This window comes from Heyndrickxia acidiproducens DSM 23148, assembly GCF_000374345.1.
GTDB lineage: Bacteria > Bacillota > Bacilli > Bacillales > Bacillaceae_C > Weizmannia > Weizmannia acidiproducens.
Window position 1 is genome coordinate 1 of the sequence record NZ_KB894027.1, and the last position, 18,041, is coordinate 18,041.

Annotated in this window: 21 protein-coding genes and 1 pseudogene; 16 read left to right on the forward strand and 6 right to left on the reverse strand. The window is 41.7% G+C overall.

Annotated elements, in window-relative coordinates:
- The 6 genes and pseudogenes from C232_RS19595 to sigK all read left to right on the forward strand — a co-directional run.
- Positions 1–199 (forward strand): annotated as a pseudogene (locus C232_RS19595) (group II intron reverse transcriptase/maturase); the annotation flags it as partial.
- Between the two features lie 174 nt (positions 200–373).
- Positions 374–997 carry a DUF1510 family protein gene (locus C232_RS0115690; RefSeq protein ID WP_018665101.1) on the forward strand — a complete coding sequence of 208 codons (624 nt, stop codon included), beginning with the start codon at positions 374–376 and terminating at the stop codon, positions 995–997.
- Between the two features lie 71 nt (positions 998–1,068).
- Positions 1,069–1,761, forward strand: a complete 693-nt coding sequence (mtnN, locus tag C232_RS0115695; protein ID WP_018665102.1) for a 5'-methylthioadenosine/S-adenosylhomocysteine nucleosidase — start codon at positions 1,069–1,071, stop codon at positions 1,759–1,761.
- A 101-nt stretch (positions 1,762–1,862) separates the two neighbouring features.
- Positions 1,863–2,132 (forward strand): YrhC family protein, encoded by a 270-nt coding sequence (locus C232_RS0115700; protein ID WP_018665103.1) that lies wholly within the window; start codon positions 1,863–1,865, stop codon positions 2,130–2,132.
- Positions 2,133–2,523: 391 nt separating this feature from the next.
- On the forward strand, positions 2,524–2,676 hold the full coding sequence (locus tag C232_RS19600; protein ID WP_235801551.1) for a YrzI family small protein: 153 nt from the start codon (positions 2,524–2,526) through the stop codon (positions 2,674–2,676).
- 407 nt (positions 2,677–3,083) lie between these two features.
- Positions 3,084–3,806: an RNA polymerase sporulation sigma factor SigK gene (gene sigK / locus C232_RS0115715; RefSeq protein WP_018665105.1), complete on the forward strand. Its 723-nt coding sequence runs from the start codon at positions 3,084–3,086 to the stop codon at positions 3,804–3,806.
- 92 nt (positions 3,807–3,898) lie between these two features.
- Here the strand turns inward: sigK and pssA are convergent, their stop codons facing one another.
- The 3 genes from pssA to C232_RS0115735 all read right to left on the reverse strand — a co-directional run bounded on the left by pssA (position 3,899) and on the right by C232_RS0115735 (position 6,097).
- Complete coding sequence (gene pssA / locus C232_RS0115720; RefSeq protein ID WP_018665106.1) at positions 3,899–4,450, reverse strand: CDP-diacylglycerol--serine O-phosphatidyltransferase; 552 nt, start codon at positions 4,448–4,450, stop codon at positions 3,899–3,901.
- Between the two features lie 92 nt (positions 4,451–4,542).
- Positions 4,543–4,683, reverse strand: a complete 141-nt coding sequence (locus C232_RS0115725; protein ID WP_018665107.1) for a sporulation histidine kinase inhibitor Sda — start codon at positions 4,681–4,683, stop codon at positions 4,543–4,545.
- Between the two features lie 505 nt (positions 4,684–5,188).
- The gene (locus C232_RS0115735; protein ID WP_018665109.1) at positions 5,189–6,097 is read right to left on the reverse strand and encodes a cation diffusion facilitator family transporter; all 909 of its coding nucleotides are present in this window, start codon (positions 6,095–6,097) and stop codon (positions 5,189–5,191) included.
- A 197-nt stretch (positions 6,098–6,294) separates the two neighbouring features.
- On the opposite strand from C232_RS0115735, the gene C232_RS0115740 reads away from it, so the two are divergent.
- The 5 genes from C232_RS0115740 to C232_RS0115760 all read left to right on the forward strand — a co-directional run bounded on the left by C232_RS0115740 (position 6,295) and on the right by C232_RS0115760 (position 9,352).
- Positions 6,295–7,002: a VIT1/CCC1 transporter family protein gene (locus C232_RS0115740; RefSeq protein ID WP_018665110.1), complete on the forward strand. Its 708-nt coding sequence runs from the start codon at positions 6,295–6,297 to the stop codon at positions 7,000–7,002.
- 77 nt (positions 7,003–7,079) lie between these two features.
- Entirely contained in the window at positions 7,080–7,496 is a 417-nt protein-coding gene (gene crcB, locus C232_RS0115745) for a fluoride efflux transporter CrcB (RefSeq protein WP_018665111.1), read from the forward strand.
- A gap of 12 nt (positions 7,497–7,508) precedes the next feature.
- Positions 7,509–7,877, forward strand: a complete 369-nt coding sequence (gene crcB / locus C232_RS0115750; RefSeq protein WP_018665112.1) for a fluoride efflux transporter CrcB — start codon at positions 7,509–7,511, stop codon at positions 7,875–7,877.
- 117 nt (positions 7,878–7,994) lie between these two features.
- Positions 7,995–8,570, forward strand: coding sequence for a LemA family protein (locus C232_RS0115755; RefSeq protein WP_018665113.1), 576 nt, complete (start codon positions 7,995–7,997; stop codon positions 8,568–8,570).
- Positions 8,570–9,352 (forward strand): TPM domain-containing protein, encoded by a 783-nt coding sequence (locus C232_RS0115760; RefSeq protein ID WP_026314641.1) that lies wholly within the window; start codon positions 8,570–8,572, stop codon positions 9,350–9,352. Before C232_RS0115755 ends, C232_RS0115760 begins: the two co-directional genes overlap by 1 nt.
- Positions 9,353–9,441: 89 nt before the next feature.
- Here C232_RS0115760 and C232_RS0115765 read toward each other — a convergent pair whose 3' ends face one another.
- Complete coding sequence (locus tag C232_RS0115765) at positions 9,442–11,703, reverse strand: nitric-oxide reductase large subunit (RefSeq protein WP_018665115.1); 2,262 nt, start codon at positions 11,701–11,703, stop codon at positions 9,442–9,444.
- Positions 11,704–11,843: 140 nt separating this feature from the next.
- Here C232_RS0115765 and C232_RS19905 point away from each other — a divergent pair, with 140 nt between their 5' ends.
- The 3 genes from C232_RS19905 to C232_RS18865 all read left to right on the forward strand — a co-directional run bounded on the left by C232_RS19905 (position 11,844) and on the right by C232_RS18865 (position 13,551).
- On the forward strand, positions 11,844–11,984 hold the full coding sequence (locus C232_RS19905; protein WP_155891602.1) for a hypothetical protein: 141 nt from the start codon (positions 11,844–11,846) through the stop codon (positions 11,982–11,984).
- 23 nt (positions 11,985–12,007) lie between these two features.
- Complete coding sequence (locus tag C232_RS0115770) at positions 12,008–12,409, forward strand: OsmC family protein (protein WP_018665116.1); 402 nt, start codon at positions 12,008–12,010, stop codon at positions 12,407–12,409.
- Between the two features lie 320 nt (positions 12,410–12,729).
- Positions 12,730–13,551 carry a C40 family peptidase gene (locus C232_RS18865; protein WP_018665118.1) on the forward strand — a complete coding sequence of 274 codons (822 nt, stop codon included), beginning with the start codon at positions 12,730–12,732 and terminating at the stop codon, positions 13,549–13,551.
- A gap of 235 nt (positions 13,552–13,786) precedes the next feature.
- Here C232_RS18865 and C232_RS0115785 read toward each other — a convergent pair whose 3' ends face one another.
- Positions 13,787–14,995: a tyrosine-type recombinase/integrase gene (locus C232_RS0115785; RefSeq protein WP_018665119.1), complete on the reverse strand. Its 1,209-nt coding sequence runs from the start codon at positions 14,993–14,995 to the stop codon at positions 13,787–13,789.
- 410 nt (positions 14,996–15,405) lie between these two features.
- Between C232_RS0115785 and C232_RS0115790 the strand changes: the two genes are divergently transcribed.
- Complete coding sequence (locus tag C232_RS0115790) at positions 15,406–16,113, forward strand: response regulator transcription factor (RefSeq protein WP_018665120.1); 708 nt, start codon at positions 15,406–15,408, stop codon at positions 16,111–16,113.
- The gene (locus tag C232_RS18870; RefSeq protein ID WP_018665121.1) at positions 16,097–17,386 is read left to right on the forward strand and encodes a sensor histidine kinase; all 1,290 of its coding nucleotides are present in this window, start codon (positions 16,097–16,099) and stop codon (positions 17,384–17,386) included. Before C232_RS0115790 ends, C232_RS18870 begins: the two co-directional genes overlap by 17 nt.
- Before the next feature lie 455 nt (positions 17,387–17,841).
- Here C232_RS18870 and C232_RS20135 read toward each other — a convergent pair.
- Positions 17,842–18,041: hypothetical protein (locus C232_RS20135; protein WP_211211504.1), on the reverse strand; the 200-nt coding region annotated here is incomplete at its 5' end.

Below are 18,041 nucleotides of genomic sequence, written 5' to 3' on the forward strand. Positions count from 1 at the left end.
GAAGAGAGTACGCACAAGATTTTATTGGCTCAAGAAATTAGGGATCAATAAAAGTAAAGCTTGGGAATGGGCAAACACAAGAAAAGGCTACTGGAGAATTGCCGGCAGCCATATCTTAACCAGAACCTTAACAAACGAACTCTTCCGAAGAGCAAGGTATATAAGTTTTCTGGATTATTATCTGTCTGTAAGGTCGTAAACTTTAGAACCGCCGTGTACGGAACCGTACGCACGGTGGTGTGAGAGGTCGGCTAATCAAATAATGATTAGCCTCCTACTCGATTCCGGCCGCCGGGTGCAGGGGAGCTATATATGCCTTTTCGATGCATAAAAATCATGATATGATAATGTCATGAAACGGGGGGGATAACCTTTGGCAGATTACTACAGCCGTGAAGAAAGAAAACACGCCATGCAGAAATCAAAGCGGCGGAAAACCAATTTAATCTTAAATACATTAATTGTGATTGTGATTGCACTGATTTGTATTGTCGCATACTCGATCTTTTTCGCCGGCAGTGATAACGAAAAAACTGAAAACCGCCATAAGACGGCGGATAAAACTGCTGCCGTCACGAAGAAATCGGAGACTGATTCATCGAAAAAAACTGCTGAAAAGAAACAAACGGACAAAAAAGACAGCGAAAAGTCCGGTCGTAAAGTGACCAAAAGCACTGAACCAAACGTTAAGGAAGAAATCACTGATTCAGGCTGGAAACCGGTCGGCACCCGGCAGACAAGCGGACATGTATATTCCGCAGACTCTTCATCCATCGACTGGCAGGAGAAATTAAAAGCTCTGTCATATGCAACCGGTATTCCGGAAGACAATATGACCGTTTGGTATTTGGAACGCGGTGCAACGACTGATGAAGCAATCGGCACGGTTTCAGAAAAAAACAATTCAACTACATACCGCGTCTACTTAACCTGGGTGGACGGCAAGGGCTGGAAACCAACCAAAATATACGCATTAATTACGAATGATAAAAACTGAGCGGCGTGCACGGTACCGGTGCACCGCCTTGTCAGGAACAGGACAATAGGTATTGGAAAAGAGGCTGGATCATGAAAATTGCAATGATTGGTGCAATGGAAGAAGAAGTAGCATTATTGCGTAACCATATTTTAAACCGGCACGCAGAAACGATTGCCGGATATGAATATACAACAGGAACAATGAGCGGGAAAGACGTTGTGCTGCTCCGTTCCGGGATCGGCAAAGTCAATGCCGCGCTGTCAACCGGCATTCTCCTGCAAAAATATGCGCCTGATGTATGTATTAACACCGGATCGGCAGGCGGTTCCAATCCTGACCTTCATGTCGGGGATGTGGTCATCTCAACCGAAGTGCGCCACCATGATGTCGATGCGACAGTTTTTGGATATGAATACGGCCAGGTACCGCAAATGCCGGCCGCTTTTTTGGCGGATCCCCGTTTGATGAACCTGGCTGAATCATGTGCAAAGAAGCTGGAGGGGGTTCATGTTGTCAAAGGGCTGATTGCAACAGGTGATTCTTTCATGGATGATCCGGGCAAAACGGCTGCCGTCAAAAAGGCGTTTCCACAGGTCCAGGCGGTGGAAATGGAAGCTGCAGCGGTCGGCCAGGTGGCTTACCAGTTCAATACTCCCTTTGTCATTATTCGTTCGCTTTCTGATATTGCCGGCCGGGAGTCCAATATTTCTTTTGATGAATATCTTGAGACCGCGGCTGTGAACTCGGCGAATTTGGTCATGGGTATCGTGGAAAAACTCTGATTATCCAACTTTTACCTAAAAAACCATCTATTACTTGTCTTTTTTGGGTTTAATCTGTGATAGAGTAGATTTAGCAGATTAATAGAAAGGACGAGAGCCAAGTGAAAAAAGCGAAGACATTGTATGGAAAAATGGTTGATTTTAAATTATATGGGATTGTGCTGGTTGCGATGACAGGATTCTTATATTTGGGTGCCGTGATGCCGATTGAGGGAAAGTCTGAACTGGGCACAAAGATTTTGCTGATCACTTCATCCGCGTTCATTGCCGCCTCCGCTCTGTTTTTTACCGTTTCCCGCAAGTACCATCAGAGCTTAATGAAAAGCGAGGAAGGCATCCAACTGCTCCATCAGAAATTAAACCGCAAATAATTTTTTGGATGGAAAAAGGCCGGACCTTTGTATCTGAACAGTAAAGCGCCGCACGCTGCCGCTTTTGTTCAGCATACCGGGGTTTTGGCCTTTTTTACTTTTTTTAAAAATAATGGTTTACAAACTGAGAGAAACTGGATATACTTTCCTTGTAAGCAAATTCATTTCTAAGGAGGCTGAAGAACATGATCTATCAAGTGCTGATGGCAGAATCTACAATTGAACATGTTCAACATTCGCTCCTCAAGGGTATGAATTTACGCTTATAATCTGAATTTACATGCGTAAACCGCAGGGACAATGTTGGCGTTCCCTGCGGTTTTTGATGCTTCTACGCAAAACACCGCGGGACGTACAGGATCCTTGCGGTTTTTTTGCGCTTAAAAAGGAGGTGGGAATATTGACGTTAAATTTACTATTTGTTACGGTCACAATCAAAAGGATCAAAAAGACTTTGGAGCAAAGGCGGCACGATGAAGAAGTATTCAGGCTCTACGATGACATGCACGCAAAGATGGACGAATACCAAATCAGAAGATTTTAATCAAGTCTGAAATCAAAAACGAAGGGAGAGAGGTTAAGATGATAATTACGATGGTGGTTACACAAACAAAACGCTTGATCTGGGTGGAGAAGGACTCCACCTAGCCAAACCGGCTAATGGAGGTGGTGCATCATGTTTCTCCATATTCTGATCTTTACAGCTGTCTTCCACAGGCGGCACAAATAAAAGCGAATGGCCCGGGCCATTCGCTTTATTTCATTGGAGTACATTCGCGATTAATTCAAGCAGATTGACATACCGGAAATTATGCCAACTGATTTTCCATCACGAATATGAAGCAGTTCAGCAATATTTCCCAGCTGTGTTTTTACCCGGACAGACACATTTCAGTCTCTGTGCTCATATGTTTGAACTATATAGGCAGGAGCCTAAATGGGGGTGAAAGAATGTCCGGAATCTTAACAGCAGTTGGTTACATGATGAAAGAGCTTGTTTTTTTCGTATCGTATGTAAAAAACAATGCTTTCCCGCAACCGCTTTCAGCCAGCGAAGAGCGGAAGTATTTAAAGTTGATGGCAGAAGGCGATGAGGGAGCCCGGAACATTTTAATCGAACATAATTTACGGCTTGTTGCGCACATCGTCAAAAAGTTTGAAAACACTGGTGAAGATGCCGAAGACCTCATTTCCATCGGCACAATCGGCCTGATTAAAGCGATTGAAAGCTATTCCAACGGCAAAGGCACAAAACTTGCCACTTATGCAGCACGCTGTATTGAAAATGAGATTTTGATGCATTTAAGGGCATTGAAGAAAACGAAGAAAGATGTTTCGCTGCACGACCCGATCGGCCAGGATAAAGAAGGCAATGAAATTTCGCTGATTGATGTGCTTCAATCGGAAGCAGAGGACGTATTTGACACCATCCAGCTCAATATGGAACTGGAAAAAGTTAAGCAGTTTTTCGATATTCTTGACGAACGCGAAAAAGAAGTGATTATCGGCAGGTTCGGCCTCGATTTGAATAAGGAAAAAACGCAGCGGGAAATTGCGAAGGAACTTGGCATTTCAAGGAGTTATGTATCCCGGATTGAAAAACGCGCTTTAATGAAAATGTTCCACGAATTTTACCGGCTTGAAAAAGAGAAAAAGAAAAGTTCGGATCATTAAAATAAAGTTGCCGCCGGGCAGATGCGGGCGGCAACTTTACTTTTCCGGCCAGAAAATAAAAAACCGGCAGAGTGTACCAAATATGCCGGTTTTTAAGTTTTCTTCAGTTTAAACGGGGAGACCATTAAGAGGGAGACGGTTAAAAATAAGATCAATATCCAATAAGGCGGGATATGGGGAATGCCTAAAAAGCTGAAGGCCGTAATGACGCCGGCTGCGGTGATCGGCAGGCCGGTAAAATAATTCCGGTTTGCGCTCAAATTGAAGCGTGCCAGGCGGATGACCCCGCATGCAATATAGATCAAAGAGAACGCGATCCCGGCAAAACCGTATAGATGGAAAAGGCCCTGGTACATTAGCAATACAGGTGCAGCGCCGAATGAAATGATATCGCACAAAGAGTCAAGCTGTTTTCCAAATGCTGACTCAATTTTCAAACGGCGTGCAATTTTGCCGTCAAAGCGGTCGAATAAGGCGGCAGCAAAAATAAAAAGCGCACCAAGATGAAGCTGGCCCTGCGCACAAATAAGCAGAGACGCCGTACCAAGGCCGGCATTTGCAACAGTAATGAAATTAGCGGTATGTACCCGCAGTTTTTTTACGGCGGATCCATTCGCCTGATCAGGTGACAAAATAACCACCATCCCTCCCGACTTCCTATGAAACGTACACTAATACATATTCGGCAAAAAAATTTTTTAACACAAAAAATCCCCGAAAACGAGGGGGACGGCAGTCAGGAAGACACTTTAATTTTATGTGAGAGTGAGCGGCGCTCGATTTCTTTTTTGATGAGGTTAATAAAGTCATTGCTTAAGTTTAATTCCTTGGCTTTGTAATAGGACTCAATCAAAAGTTCATCAGATAATTTCAACATAAGCCTCGCCTCCAAGAATAATTGTTCTATGATGACTGCATTCCGCATAATCATTAAATGATATATCGTTTGTACCCTTACTTTAACAAATCCAATCCTTTAGAACAAGCGTTCTTTTATCCACATAAGATTGTTTATAACCTGTGGGCAAACTGTTTATAATCGGAATAAACCTTTACATACCCTTGTGTGCAATGTGAATAAATTTATCCACAAAGCAGGAGAAAGTAGAATTTTGTCGAAAAGTTTTGCTGCTTTTTGATCATGGGCGGCACTGCACCGTTGCTCACGGTCATTTCCCGTAATGGAAAGCATGAAAAAAACCCCGCATTCCGGAGCTTTTTTCATAAAAATTTATCCCAGCATAACGGGCAGTAAGACTTCCGCCTGGAGATTTAAGGACGAAGAAGGTAGGTGCGAGATCAAACTGCCCGTAACGTTCCGATTGGTTCAACTAACCATCAGTGGGGGATGAAGGAAAACCCCCACTGGTGGAAGTTTCACTTTATATTTTGTTATCAGGTGCAAGACCGCATTCGTAAGTCCCTTTTTCAATTTGGATGGTGGCATGCGCAATTCCAAAACGGTTGTGCAGCTCCGTTTCCAGCTTTTGCAGCAGTTCATCATTATCTTCAATTTGCGAGCGGACAATATGGACAGTTAAAACGGTCTCTGTCGTGCTCATTCCCCATATATGCAAATCATGGACATCCAGTACGGTCGGCAGGCTCTCCAAGTACGTTCTAATTTCATCGGCATCAATGCCCACAGGTACTGAATCAAGCGATAAATCAAGCGCCTCCCGCAAGAGTCCCCAAGTTCCGATAAATATTACAATTGCAATCAGCAGGCTGACAACCGGATCCAGCCATTCCCAGCCGGTAAAAAGAATCACGAAACCCGCTATGACAACCCCGAGCGAAACAAGCGCATCGGCTGCCATATGCAAGAAGGCACCGCGGATATTAAGGTCATGATCGCGGCCGGACATGAAAAGCAGGGCTGTAACTGCATTGATAAAAATCCCGATAACCGCAACAATGATCACCGTTTTGCCGGCAACAGGCTGTGGATCGGAAAAGCGGTGGATCGCCTCCCATACAATGGCGGCAATGGCGATTAACAAAATAATGGCGTTCAAAAGTGCCGCCATGATGGAGCTTTTTTTATACCCGTACGTGCGTTTTTTTGTCGGCAGTTTCTCCCCCAGGAAAACCGCAGCCCAGGCAATGATCAGCCCCAAAACGTCGCTAAGGTTATGTCCGGCGTCTGCCATTAGTGCCAGTGAATCGGAGAAAAAGCCATAAGATGCTTCAATCATGATAAACAGGGCATTAAGCGCGATTCCGATTCCAAAAGCTTTTCCGTAATGTGCCGGGTGATGGTGGTGATGATGTTCATGGCTGTGCGGCATGATGTATATCTCCCTTTCATTTGATTGGTGGCAGGATGTTTGTTTATTAATTTTTATTATATGCGCATCCAAAGAGATTGAAAAGAAAGTTTTACAAACTGCGGACTTTTTCGCCCGTATTCGCCACTGCTGCTTTCCGGTGATAAAATGTAGTTAGGCCTTTTGGCAAGATGTGAATGAGAGAGGAAGAGATCAAAATGCCGAACACTGGACATACTGTACATGTGGAAGAACATTTTCAAGCTTCCGACACAGTTCGTGATATTGTGATTGGGATGTCAGACGGCTTAACCGTTCCATTTGCGCTCGCAGCTGGTTTGTCGGGTGCAGTGGATTCGCCCGTCTTGATTTTAGCGGCCGGTGCAGCGGAAATCGCGGCAGGTTCAATAGCAATGGGACTCGGCGGCTACCTGGCGGCAAAATCAGATGCCGAACATTATAATAATGAACTGGAGCGGGAGTACCGGGAAGTGGAAGAGGTGCCGGACCGCGAAAAAGATGAAGTTCGGGATGTATTTAAGGATTACGGTCTTGAACCGCAACATATTGAAGCCATCGTTGATAAAATGTCCGAAAGCCCGAATAAGTGGGTCGACTTTATGATGAAATTTGAACTCGGGCTCGATAAACCGGAGAAAGGCCGCAGCTTAAAAAGCGCATTGACGATTGCGTTTTCCTATATTGTCGGGGGCATCATTCCGCTTTCTCCGTACTTTTTTGTCTCCCATGCTTCACAGGCGCTGCTGGATTCTGTTATCATGACTTTAATTGTTCTATTTATTTTCGGCGCTGTGAAGGGCCGTTTCACTGGTTCCAACGTTTTAAAAAGCGGTCTGGAAACGGTTGTCATCGGCGGGCTGGCTGCTGCTGCCGCATTTGGCCTCGCACGCTGGCTGGCACGGTAATTTATATGATAAAAAGCTGCCTATCGAAAAAGGATAGGCGGTTTTTTGTATCAAAGGGACTGTTGGAGGAATGCCATATGCTTTATTTATTCGTAGGTATCGCCGGTATATTAGGCGCACTGGCCCGCTATTATTTTGGAATCTGGATTAATCTGTATGCCCATACAGTTTTTCCTGTTGCAACCCTGTTGATCAATTTGGCCGGCTGTTTTCTTTTAGGCTGGCTGACCATGCATCTTTTTCGGTCGAAAAAAATCCATCCGTACATCGTGACTGCACTTGGCACCGGTTTTGTCGGTTCATTCACGACATTTTCAACTTTTAGTGTTGAAACGGTTCAATTGGTTCAGCAGTCACATCTTTTATATGCTATTTTTTATGTTTTTCTTAGTTTATTTGGTGGCCTGATGATGTCCTGGTGCGGTTTTCAGCTCGGGGCAAAGTTGCATATGCGGTCAAAACAGTTAAAAGTGCAAACACAACAGGAAAGGTAGCGGTGGCTTGATATGGTAATGGATGGGTTGTTGATCGCATTCGGAGCTTTTTTTGGGGCAATTTTCCGGTTTGCGCTTTCGAAATTTATTAAACGCATTTATCCCGTTAGGTTGCCAGTTGCGACATTGCTGATTAATGTCTTAGGGTCATTTTTGCTGGGCGTCATGATCGGCATCGGTGCCGGCAGCTCCTGGCGGCTGCTTTTGGGCACAGGATTTATGGGCGCTTTTACGACATTTTCTACATTTAATCTTGAAAACATCCAGCTCCACGCGGAAAGACAATGGAAAATGCTTTTTACCTATCTGGGGCTTAGCTATGGATTCGGGATCGGGATGGCTTTTATCGGAATCGTGCTTGGAACCTATTGTGCCTCATGATATTACGGGAGTGCAATGAAACTTATTGATTTTTGAACCGTATAAGTTTAAGGTGTCCTTTTTCACAAAAAAGGGTAAACCATGAAAGTATCTTTTAAATATCAGGAGGAAAGAATCATGAGAAAATCAATGCCTTGGATCATCATTGCAGTGATTCTTGTTTTCTTTGTGATTGGCATATTTTCAAGCTATAACAGCTTTGTGAATGCAGAAGAAAATGTAAGCAAGTCGTATGCACAAGTCGAAAACCAGCTGCAGCGGAGAATGGATTTAATTCCAAACCTTGTCAATACCGTAAAAGGTTATGCGTCCCATGAGAAGTCTGTTATCTCCGATATTTCCAATGCCCGTGCACAATTGGCCGGCGCGAAAACCCCTGCGGATCAAGCGGAGGCAAATGACGAGCTGACAACGGCGTTAAACCGGTTAATGGTAGTTGTGGAAAACTATCCAAACCTAAAAGCAAATGAAAACTTCACGCAGCTGATGGACGAACTGGCCGGGACGGAAAACCGTCTGGCTGTTGCGCGCCAGGATTACAACAGTGAAGTTGCTGCTTATAATAAAAAGGTAAAAAGAATGCCGGGCGCCCTGATTGCCAATCTATTTGGTTTTCATGAAAAGGAATACTTTAAAGCTGACAATAACGCAAAAGAAGCACCGAAAGTCAATTTTGGGAACAGTGATCAATGATGAAAAAGGTTGCGTTCGTTGCAGCCATTGCTTTATCGCTGCTGTTTGCAGTGCTGGGCGGGGGTGTGGCGGCAAGCGCGGACGCTGACATTCCATCCCCGTCCGGCGATATTTATGTACAGGACTTTGCCGGCGTACTCACAGACGGGCAGAAGCAGGAAATGATCAGCCTCGGCAAGCAGCTTCATGCTGAAACAAAAGCGCAAGTTGCTGTTTTGACCGTCGATACGATCGGAAAAAATACCACACTTGAAGAATTTTCAAACCAGGCGTTCCGGAAATACGGACTGGGCGATGAAAAGCTGAATAATGGCGTCCTGATTGTGCTTGCCATGAAAGATGAAAAAATAAGAATTGAAGTCGGTTACGGCCTCGAGGGTGCGCTGCCTGACGGAAAAATTGGCAGAATTCTGGATCAGTATGCGCTGCCTTACCTCAAAGAAAATAAACCGGACCAGGCCATTGCCAATACGTATAAAAAAGTCGTGAATGAGACGGCGAAAGAATACAATGTGGATATAAAATCGGATCCGAAAGCTTATGAGGAACCGTCAAATGGTTCAACAGCAACGCCGCTTTCGTTTTGGAAACAAATCTTAATTGGCATTGGCCTATTGTTTTTGATCTTCATTGATTTCAAATTCTTTGGCGGAACCATGACCTACTTTCTAATCAATCTCCTTTCGATGTTTTTCAGGGGAGGAGGCGGTGGCGGATCAGGCGGAAGCAGTAAAGGCGGCGGCGGTTCTTCAGGTGGCGGCGGTGCAAGCCGCGGCTGGTAAAACTAAAAAAGCATGCGATGGGAGCGTAAGTACGCGGTTTCCATTGCACGCTTTTTTTCAGTTACAAGCTGCATGTGATTTTCTATTGTTTATAGAGACCTTTTTTTAGATAATGACCAGCCGGTTTTTAAGCCCGCAATAAACCAAACCAGTGCGATGGCCCCAATCGCAAAAATACTGTCACCAATGATTCTCAGCCACACGAAACGATGCACAATGCCTCTGGATAAAAATTCTGCCGAGCGTGCATACCACATGCCGTGCTGGACGCTTGCCCATGTTTGCATCAGCCCGATCGGAAGCAGGCTTAAAAGGACCATTAAAGCAAGCCCGATATTGATCGCCCAGAATGAAAATTTCAGTGCGCCGGTCTTCCATTCGCGCTGAACGGTTAATCCCCGCAAGCAGAAAAGCATCAGCCCGATCCCAAGCATGCCGTATACACCGAAAAGAGCAGTATGGGCATGCACGGCTGTCGTATTTAATCCCTGCATATAATACAGTGCAATCGGCGGATTGATAAAGAATCCGAAAAGACCCGCACCGACAAGATTCCAAAAGGCGACGGCAACAAAGAAATTAATCGGCCATTGATAAGCAGATGCCCATGGTGTAGCATGTTTTTTCGTGATATTCTCATAAGCCTCGAATCCGATCAGTACAAGCGGCACACATTCTAACGCGCTAAACGTTGCGCCGAATGCGATGACACCAACGGGGGTGCCGCTGAAATAAAGATGATGGAATGTGCCGATAATGCCGCCAAATAAGAAGATGACAGTTGAAAACAGTACACTTGATGTTGCAGTTGCGACTTTTAATAAGCCTAATCGTGTAAACAAAAAGGCGATCACAACAGTAGAGAACACTTCAAAAAATCCTTCTACCCATAAGTGGACAACCCACCAGCGCCAATATTCGGCGATTGCAAGATTGCTATGCTGGCCCCACATTAATCCCGGAATATAAAAGACCGGAATGGCTGTTGACGCCAATAAGAAAAGTGCAAGTAAATTCCGGCTTTCTTTTATATTTTTAAAAGCCGGCCAAATAGCACGTATCATTAAAAACAGCCATAAGAACAGCCCGATGGTTAAGAAAATCTGCCAAAACCTGCCAATATCGGTATATTCGTATCCCTGGTGCCCAAACCAGAAACTTGTTTTAAGCGACTGCTTCTGCATAATTGAAAACCACTCACCTGCCATCGCACCGGCAACAATGATCAGCAGGCAGAAGAATAAAAAATTCACGCCGAAACGCTGAAATTTTGGCTCACGCCCTGAAATTGCCGGACTAATGTACAACCCCGTTGCCAGCCAAGCCGTTGCGATCCATAAAATTCCTAATTGTGTATGCCATGATCGTACAACGGAATAGGGCAGCCATTTTGCAAGCGGGAACCCGTAAAAACCATTGCCTTCAACCTGGTAGTGGCCTGCGATGGCGCCCAATCCCACCTGTATTATCCATAACAGTGCCACCACCCAAAAGTATTTTGTCGTGGCTTTCATGGAAGGGGTGGTTGCCAGGCCGAGCAGCGGGTCTTTTTTCGGGAACTTTTCCAGTCCATGATGTCCTTCACGGCTATTTGTGGATGCATAGTACCAGGCCAGCGCACCGATGCCGGCCAAAAGCAACACAAAACTGATGACGGACCAAACCAGCATCTCCCCGGACGGCTTATTGTCAATCAGCGGTTCATTCGGCCAGTTATTCGTATAGGTCACAATGTCGCCGGGGCGATCCGTGTGCGCTGCCCATGTGCTCCACCAGATAAAGGAAACGAGCACGTTTAAACGCTCCGGATCTTTAATTGTATTCTTGGGAATCGCATAATCTTCCCGAAGCTGGTCCAGTTTCGGATCATCTGAAAACAGGCCAATATAATGTTTGCTGGTTGCTGAAATCGCTTTTGCTTCAATCGGCGATACGGTAATTGTACCTGTCTTTTTATCGTAAGTGTTTGTCCGCAATTCTTTTTTTAAGCGTGCTTGGAGCGCCGCTTTTTGTTCATCATCCAATGCTTTGTACACTTTTTTGTAATCGGATTTTGCCCAGGCGTTTAAAATCCACATCGATTCCCTGTGCAGCCAATCTGCATTCCAATCAGGTGCGACATAGGCGCCGTGCCCCCAAATACTTCCGAGTTCCTGACCGCCCATCGATTGCCATACATTTTGACCGGTTTCAATCTGATGCCGGGTAAACAGGACGGTGCCATCTGTTGCCACGACCTTTGCTGGAATCGGCGGCTTTGTATGATACAGCCTGCCGCCAAAATAACCCAATATTGAAAAAGAAACAATAAAAACGATGGCAAGGCTGATCCATAATCTTCTGTAATTCATCTGATTACCTCCATTCCCAATAATTGCTTAAAGTCCCAATTTCATTAATCAACTTACCCTTATTTAGAATAAATATTCTCTAATAAATAGGGATCGGGAACGGAACCAAAATCGCTATTTTCGAAAAAGGCGCAGAGGTCATGGACAAGCTTTCAAAAGCTGATACCCCCGTTTTTGATAAAACCATTACATTAAGGAAAGGAAAAACAGAAGTATCAGGTATCAAACGAGGTCAGCAAGGTATATCGCAATATCTTTTATCGCAGGCAGCAGTTTGGTAAACTGATAGGAGAAATGAAAGGAGATGGCGGGATTGAAATTTACACTTAAAGATACCGGTGCGTTTCAAAGCAAATTTGAATTTGGCAGCTTATCAATATCCGGAAACAGCAAAATCGGATTCCGGCCATACCAGCTGCTTGTTTCCTCAATTGCCGGCTGCAGCGGCGGCGTGTTTAAAAAAGTACTGGATAAAAAGCGGATTTCTTACCAAAATATCGAAATTACAGCAGATGTGGAAAGAAACGAACAGAAGGAAAATAAAGTGACGAAAATCCACCTTCATTTTTTGGTTAAGGGAGAAAATTTAAAACTGGAACAGCTCGAAAAGTCTCTAAAAGTCGCAATGAAAAACTGCCCCATGGCCCAGTCTGTTAAAGGGGCAATCGCAATCAATGAAACGGTTGAAGCCCGTGAACCGGATTAAGGCGAAAATGCAATTGGCAGACGTCCCAACAGTTAGCCTGATACAAGGTTTGACCCGGAATTCAAAGCATGAAAAACAGGCTCTGAATCATTCCGGTTTATTTGATAAGCAAACGTATAGGCGGAAAGTAAACATTTCCTGCCTATATGACAAAAACGTAACGAAACATTACGGTTATATTAAAAAAGACAAGAGATATTGATATTGAGAGAATACTATTCTAGAATAAAAACGTTTCATTCAATAGACTTTATTGGATGAATTAAACGTACACATTTTATGCAAAGGATCTTTTATATCACACCAGGGAGGTTTACATCTTGATCGGTAAAAAGAAGGTATTATCTGTTACAGCCGGCATGGCAATTGCGTCCATGATGTTAGGAACGGTGACAACGGAAGCTGCAAACTATACAGTTAAAAAAGGGGACACGCTATGGGGGATTTCCCGGCAGTATAAGACAACCGTCTCCAGCATTAAGAATACAAATCATTTAACAAGCAACATGATCTATCCAAATCAGGTACTTAAAGTGTCATCATCTCAAGCAAGCATCGCGAACAATACAACAAATACATATAAAATCGTAAGTGGTGATACCTTGTCCGGGATTGCCAAAAAATTTGGCGTCACTGTCTCCAGCCTGAAAAAATGGAATCATTTGAGTTCAGACTTAATTTATGCCGGGGACACGTTAAAAGTAAACGGTTCAACGGCATCCAGCCAAAATACAGCCGCCAGGACATCGCTGGTTTCGAATGCATCAACTAGTACTGGCTACAGTGCCAGCAAAGTGGTTTCAATAGCCAAGGGTTTAACCGGCACGCCTTATGCTTGGGGAGGAACGACGCCATCCGGATTTGACTGCAGCGGATTTGTTTACTATGTATTTAATCAAGCAGGGAAAAATATCAGCCGCCAATCAGCAGCAGGCTACTACAATAGTTCCTATAATGTAAGCCAACCGCAGGCGGGCGATCTCGTATTCTTTGAAAATACTTATAAAGCAGGAATTTCCGATGTTGGGATTTATCTTGGAAACAATCAATTTATCTCGTCATCGAGTGATTATGTCTCCGTTAAAAGTTTAAGCAATCCGTATTGGAAATCCCATTTAAATCGTATTAAGAGATTAAATTAAGCATATAAAACATGCCGCATTATCACTTCTAAACTATATGTGCACCAGGCCCTAATTCCCAACTTAGAATTAGAGCCTTTTTTGTTTAACTGCGGCGAAAAGCTTGCGGATCTGCTGTTTAAAAACATTCTAACATCGCAAAACAGGAGCGTCAATTGGGTGGCGGGTGGTAAATTTTATGAATGAGTAATATTCAACGATTCTCTCAACCCCTGATGTATCAACGTTTAAACCACTATAACTCGGAATTGGCCCCAGTTTTGGCCCCACTAAGACTTTCAGAGAATAACTGAACGGACTCTTCTTCTAAATCTAAAAATGTATGACCGTATATGTCAAGGATCATTTGTGGTGTGTTTCCTAGTCGCTCAGCAACTACCTTAATACTAGCTGCGCGTTTACCTTGACTTAGCAGAAGTGTAGCATGTGTATGTCTTAATCCATGTGGAGTGATTGGTTTTATACCAGCTTTTTTAGTTATCCGTCTTAGAGAATAAATAATAGTATTATCTGTGATGGGATTTCCATTTTGATAAGAGATGAAGATAAAGTCACTATTTATCAGGTGGTATCCAAATTTAGATTTCGTTTCCTTACACCATTTCTTATAGCCCTTTAACTGTTGGATTAGGATATCATCAATTAAGATGGTACGATAACTGTTATCAGTTTTGGGAGATCGTACTCCTTTATTGTCTCTGGTACGTTCTACTGTTAATGTTTTCTTGGTAAAGTCAATATCCTTCCACTGTAGTCCACAAGCTTCACCACGACGCAAACCCGTATAAGAAAGAAGCAAAAAGAGTGTGTAATTAGTGATGTTCTCATACTCTTTTGCGGTAGATAATAATTTGTTTAACTCATGCGCTTCTAAGAAATTATCATTTAAACTTTTTCCCTTGAAAAATAGCTCCTGCTTTTCATTGCGAATAGTGATTTTGGTAAAACGGTTCCGAGATAGGATTTCATCATCTACAGCCGCATTTATTCCAATTTTAAATAATCGATGAAATAGCTTTACAGTTTCTACTTTGTATTCTTTAAGAAGCGGATTTATAAAAGCCCGTTTATAAGTTGTTTTATCCAATTCTTGAAGCTTGTAACGACCTAACAATGGTTTAATTTGTAGACGTATGGCCATCTCACGCTGTTGACGAGTGGTAGGCTTCCAATCCAACTCATGTGTTTCATACCAAAGATCAAACCATTCAGCTATGGTGAAATTTGAATACTCTACTTGTTTAATAGCTCCTTTAAGTGTATTAGATTTTACTTCTAATAGAGCCTGATATGCTTCTTTCTCGGTAAGAAATCCCCGTCTTTTTTTCTCTTTACGTTTTCCTAATGAATCATAATATTTGTGACGAAACATCCAGCGTTTTTCACCTTTATCGTTAATGGAATAATAAAGCTCTGGATCTTTTTTTGATTTGTGATACTCCATTCTAACTATCCTTTCTTTAGCATGGGTGAAGGGATAGAAAGAAAGTGCATAGTGATTCTATTTGAACGTAGTATTTGTTTAAGTTAATTATAATCCAAAATAATGAAAATGTCTTTCCAAAGTAATGAAGTGTTTACAAGTTATGGGATTTCATATATGAATGTTATTTTGTGAAAAAAATGTACTTAAACTACTGGACGGTTTGTTTAGTAGGGGAATCGTCATTTGTTCTTATTCAACAAACTGGCCCATTTAATGGAGAAAGAATCTGTTTGGAAGTGTTTGATTTAGCAAAGAAAATTTTTTACATACCACATATGGAGTTTCTAAGATCAAGTTGTGTGGAAATGATGGAGATTATTTTTTTTCGTAAATAAGATGATAATATGCTAATAAGAGGTGATTATTTTATGACAAAAATTCTAGTGGTGGATGATGAAAAGGTCATTCTTGAAGTGTTAGAGGCTTATTTTGAAAAAGAAAGCTGGGAAATTTCTTTTGCTACCAATGGAATTGAAGCTTTAAAAAAAGTAAAAGAAGAGAGTCCGGATCTTATTGTACTAGATTTAATGTTACCTGATATTTCGGGTGAAGAGGTGTGTAGGTTAGTGAGGAAAGAAAGTGATATTCCCATTATTATGCTTACCGCCAAGTCAGCTGAGGATGATTTAATTAATGGAATTGTCATTGGTGCGGATGACTATGTGACAAAACCGTTTAGTCCAAGAGAAGTAGTTGTAAGAGTAAAAGCCTTATTAAGAAGGATACAAAAGAAGGAAAAAGTAAATCAAATCAGTTTTAATAACCATAAACTTATGATTGATCATGTGAAAAAGGAAGTAAAGCTTAATGATGACATACTTGCGCTAACCCCAAATGAATATAAGCTATTAATGACGATGGCAAGTTATCCGGGGAGAGTCTATAGTAGGGCTGACTTATTAGAAAGAATTCAAGAAGATGGTGTCTATTTTGAAGGATACGAAAGAAGTATTGATACACATATAAAAAATTTGCGAAAAAAAATTGAAACCGATTCTCGTCACCCTGAATTTATCATGACTGTGTTCGGAATGGGCTATAAGTTTGGGGGAGAAAAAGATGAATCTAACACTTAGGTCAAGGATTTTAATCTACCTTTTAGTTGTTTCTCTAAGTGGCATTTTTATTACAAGTTTTACTATTTTTTTTGGGGTTGAAAATCAATTTACCGATTATCTAAAAAAAAATAGAGATGAAAGTATCGAATCAATAAAAAAGGATGCACTGCAACAATTTAATGAGACAGGTGAACTAATAAATCAAAATTTGAGTTATAAGATGCATGAACAGGCAATGACGGAAAATTTATTCTATAGACTTTATGATGCTAATGGGAACTTACTGATTGATACAACATCGGTTCGTTCCATGATGGGAATGATGGAAGGTAATCATTCCTCACTAGATTCTAAAGATTATCAATCAACTTCTTATCCATTAAAAACGAATAATAAATTAGTCGGAAAATTGACGGTATTTTATCCTGAAAAATTAATGGGTGAGGATTCTGAATTTTTGAAGTCTATTAAAAGAAACATTTACCTTGCAGTATTAGTTACAGTTATTTTATCGATATTATTTAGTTTACTATTTTCTAAAAGACTTACAACAGGGTTTAAAAAATTAATCAATGCGATAATTGAGCTACGAAATCATCAATGGCGAACTAGAGTCCCTATTGATGAATTAACAGTTGAAATGAAGCCTTTAGGGGAGTCCTTTAATCAGCTTGCAGAATCCTTAGCAAAAGAAGAATCACTCCGAAAACAATTTACAGCTAATTTTGCTCATGAACTTAGAACGCCACTTGCAACATTAAGAAGTCATATTGAAGCTTTTCAAGATGGTATTTGGGAACCTAATTCAAAGAGATTAGATCAATGTCATGCAGAACTAATGCGGTTAGTTCGGCTAGTTAATGAGTTAGAAAAATTAATGGCGGCTGAAAATCCTCAGATTAGATTGGATAAAACAAAGTTAGAAACCGGAAAACTATTATCTTTTATAAACGATCAATTCAGTCCGGTGTTTATGAAAAAAGGAGTTGAATTAAAGATTCAACATCCCGATAAGCAGCATTGGTTCTTAGGAGATCGTGATAAAATCATTCAAATATTAACGAATATCGTCAATAACGCCCTACAATATACACCGAAAGGAAAACAAGTATCGATTCATATAGAGGAAAAAAATGATCAAATTAGTTTTATTATTAAAGATGAAGGAGTTGGAATTAGTGAGGATGATCTCCCGTTCCTATTTGAAAGATTCTACCGGGGGGATAAATCACGTGATCGGAAAACTGGAGGCATTGGGATTGGGTTATCTATCGTAAAGGCACTTGTATAAGCTCATCATGGTGAAATAAAGATCGATAGTCAATTAAATGTAGGAACAACTGTAGAGGTATACATTCCAAAGCAGTAAGGGATTAAGTCACTTGACTTAATCCTTTTTTTTGCCTATTTTATTATCTTTTTTGAGAAGGAAAAATAGTAAGCTTTCATCCACATAAGTTCTCCATAACTTACTCATAAGTTCTTTACAAGTGTTGCTTATGATAAGAACAAGTAAAGAAAACAACATAAAACTTTGCAAAAAAAAATAGGAGGCGGCAGATGTTTCATTACTATGAGTCTTAAAAAATAATAAATTTTCTTAGTTGATACCAATTAAGGTAGATAGGCTATTAAGAGCAGCATCGATAATTGAGTGTATTAGATAGTACCTGAATCCGTGACAAAAACCTAATTTGCGGCATTAATAGGTAGATTTCATTGTGCAGCCTTCCGGTAAGTGACTGATTATTTGTTAAACAGTAGTTTTCTTGTTTTCAATCTTTGAAAAAGCTGTTCAGGTGATTTTCCAGGCACAACAAATAAACTTGCCACTTCCATTTTTTTGCAAGTTTTACGGCAATGTATTGGTACTGGTTCATGCCTGATTAGAAAAAGGCATAGTAGAGGCGTCCGAAAACTGGAAGCCATTTGTTGGTTGAACTTAT